General features: G+C 61.7%; 2 protein-coding genes. Both read right to left on the bottom strand.

What is annotated here, in order from left to right; genetic code table 11:
• Positions 1–104: 104 nt before the first annotated feature.
• Positions 105–860, bottom strand: coding sequence for an IS21-like element ISPsy14 family helper ATPase IstB (gene istB / locus KDX37_RS28960; RefSeq protein ID WP_231656601.1), 756 nt, complete (start codon positions 858–860; stop codon positions 105–107).
• A 20-nt stretch (positions 861–880) separates the two neighbouring features.
• On the bottom strand, positions 881–2,395 hold the full coding sequence (gene istA, locus KDX37_RS28955; RefSeq protein WP_231656600.1) for an IS21 family transposase: 1,515 nt from the start codon (positions 2,393–2,395) through the stop codon (positions 881–883).
• Positions 2,396–2,435 lie beyond the last annotated feature (40 nt).

Genomic DNA, 2,435 nt, shown 5'->3' with positions numbered 1-2,435 from the left:
TGCGGATTCCACGCCATCTGGACACTCAGCCCACCAACATCCGGACACCCGTTCCACGCTCATCCGGACAGGCAGTCGGAGCGCAGCTACGCAGGTTCGCATTGTTAGTCTGAAGTCCCTGCCGTCGTCAATTTCGTTGCGCGTCTGCGCATCGACTCGCCCTTCAGTTCGATCCGATAAGCGTTGTGCACCAGCCGGTCGAGGATCGCATCGCCCAAGGTCGGATCACCGATCAGCGCATGCCATTTGTCCACCGGCATTTGGCTGGTGACTAGCGTTGAGCGGTTGCCGTAGCGGTCGTCCAGCAGCTCAAGCATGTCGCGCCGTTGCGCGGAGGTAAACTGCGCCAAGCCCCAATCGTCCAAGATCAGCAGGTCGGTCTTGGCGTAGCCGGCCATCAGTTTGGCGAAGCGGCCGTCGCCGTGGGCCAGGCCTAGTTCCTCCATCAAGCGCGGCAGGCGCAGATAACGCACGCTGTAACCGTCGCGGCAGGCCTTATGAGCCAGCGCACAGGCGAGCCAGGTTTTGCCTACGCCAGTTGGGCCGCCGATGATCAGGTTCAGGCCGTCGCGCAGCCACTGGCCGCTGCCCAGTTGCAGGATCAAGGCCTTGTCCAAGCCACGCGGACTGCGATAGTCGATGTCTTCCAGGCAGGCGTTATGGCGCAGTCGTGCGGCCTTGAGGCGAGTAGTCAGGCGTGCGTCTTCGCGCTCGGTCAGCTCGCGGTCGACCATCAGACCGAGGCGTTCGTCGAAGCTGAGATCGTTGATGTCAGGCGTTGCGTGTTGTTCGCCAAGCGCCTTGATCATGCCATGCAGGCGCAGGGTTTGTAGCTTGTCGAGTGTCGGGTTGGGCAGCATTTTGGTGCTCCTTTTTCAGGTCAGTGGTAGTAGCCAGGGCCGCGCAGATTGATGTGTTCTTCGGGCAGTAAAGGCAGGTTTTGCTGGGCAAGCGGCAGCCGTTCCAGCCCTTGGCGCAGGATCGATTCAAGGCTTTTGTAGCTGCACGCGCCCAGTGCCAGCGCTCGCTGGCAAGCGGCTTCCAGCCGCTCTTCGCCGTGCTGTTTGCTCAGGCGCAGGATCCCCAGGCAGGCGCGGAAGCCGTGCTGCGGATGGATTCGGCGTTCGAGGATGTAGGCGATGACACCAGCGGTGTTCGGCCCGGTCTGCTCAGCCCAGTGGATCAGCCGTTGCGGTGTCCACTCGGCGTGTTCGCGGTGGCTCTTGGGCATGTGCTCGGTTTGGGTGGTGTGGCGGCCTTTGTGCAGCGAGCGCAAGTGGCTGGCCACGCGCTGGTTGGCGTGGAAGCACTCGACGGTCTGGGCGGTGAGCCGCACTTCGAGTTGATGTTTCACTAACTGGTACGGCACCGAGTAAAAGTGGCCATCGACCTCGACGTGATAGTCGATATGGACGCGCACTTTTTTCCATTCGGCGTAGACGTAGGGGTGTTCCGGCAGCCCTTGCAGCGCCGGTTGGTCGATGGCCTCGAAGGCTGATCGGCGTGAGCCGGGCAGCTTTTTGAAGGGCTTGTGATTGAGGCGATCCAGCAGCAGTGCGATGGCGGTATTGAGTTCGCCGAGCGAGAAAAACTGGCGGTTGCGCAGCACCGCCAGGATCCAGCGTTCGACGACTTGGACGCCGACTTCGACCTTGGCTTTGTCCTTAGGTTTGCGCGAGCGAGCAGGCAGCACGGCCACGCCGTAATGCTCGGCCAGGTCGCGGTAGCTGGGGTTGATATCCGGCTCGTAACGGTGCGCCTTAGTCACGCCACTGCGCAGATTATCGGGCACCAGGATCTCCGTTGTGCCGCCGAAAAAAGCAAAGCATCGGACGTGCGAGCCCAGCCAGTCGGGCAGTTTCTGCGACCAGGTGGCCTCGGCAAAGGTGTAGCTGGACGCGCCGAGAACGGCGACGAAGATCTGCGCCTGGCGGATCTCGCCGGTTTGCCGGTCGATGACCGGCGCTGTTTGCCCGGCGTAATCGACGAACAGCTTTTCGCCAGCACGATGCTCCTGGCGCATGACCACGTCGACCTTGGCGACCCAAAGGCGGTAGTGCTCGCAGAACCAGCTATATTGGAAGCCTTGCGGGTGAGCGAGTCGATATTCCTGCCAGAGCAAGGCCAGAGTGACGCCGGGGCGGCGCAACTCCGCGTGTACCCACGCCCAGTCAGGCATTGGGCGCTGGTCGGTCGGCACCGGCACTGCCGGTGGAAACAGCCGTCGATTCAACTCCGCGTCAGAAATATCGATGGGCCACTGAAGCCCACTGGCGGCGAATCTGCAAAGGTAATCCCCTGCACTCGAATGGCCGATGGATAAGCTGGCGGCGATCTTGCGCACGGACAGGCCGGCGTCGAACTTTAGGCGTAGTACCTCTCGGATTTTACGCATGGATAAACGCTCCACGACGACCTCTTCGCTTCGAAAAAAG

The organism is Pseudomonas californiensis (genome assembly GCF_021147775.1).
Taxonomy (GTDB): domain Bacteria; phylum Pseudomonadota; class Gammaproteobacteria; order Pseudomonadales; family Pseudomonadaceae; genus Aquipseudomonas; species Aquipseudomonas californiensis.
The sequence above is the reverse complement of the archived record's forward strand: the minus strand, read 5'-3'. Positions and strand labels throughout refer to the sequence as shown.

Excerpts from the sequence above, each read along its gene's own strand:
- istB (WP_231656601.1), bottom strand. The coding sequence starts at position 860 with ATGCTGCCCAACCCGACACTCGACAAGCTACAAACCCTGCGCCTGCAT.
- istA (WP_231656600.1), bottom strand. The coding sequence starts at position 2,395 with ATGCGTAAAATCCGAGAGGTACTACGCCTAAAGTTCGACGCCGGCCTG.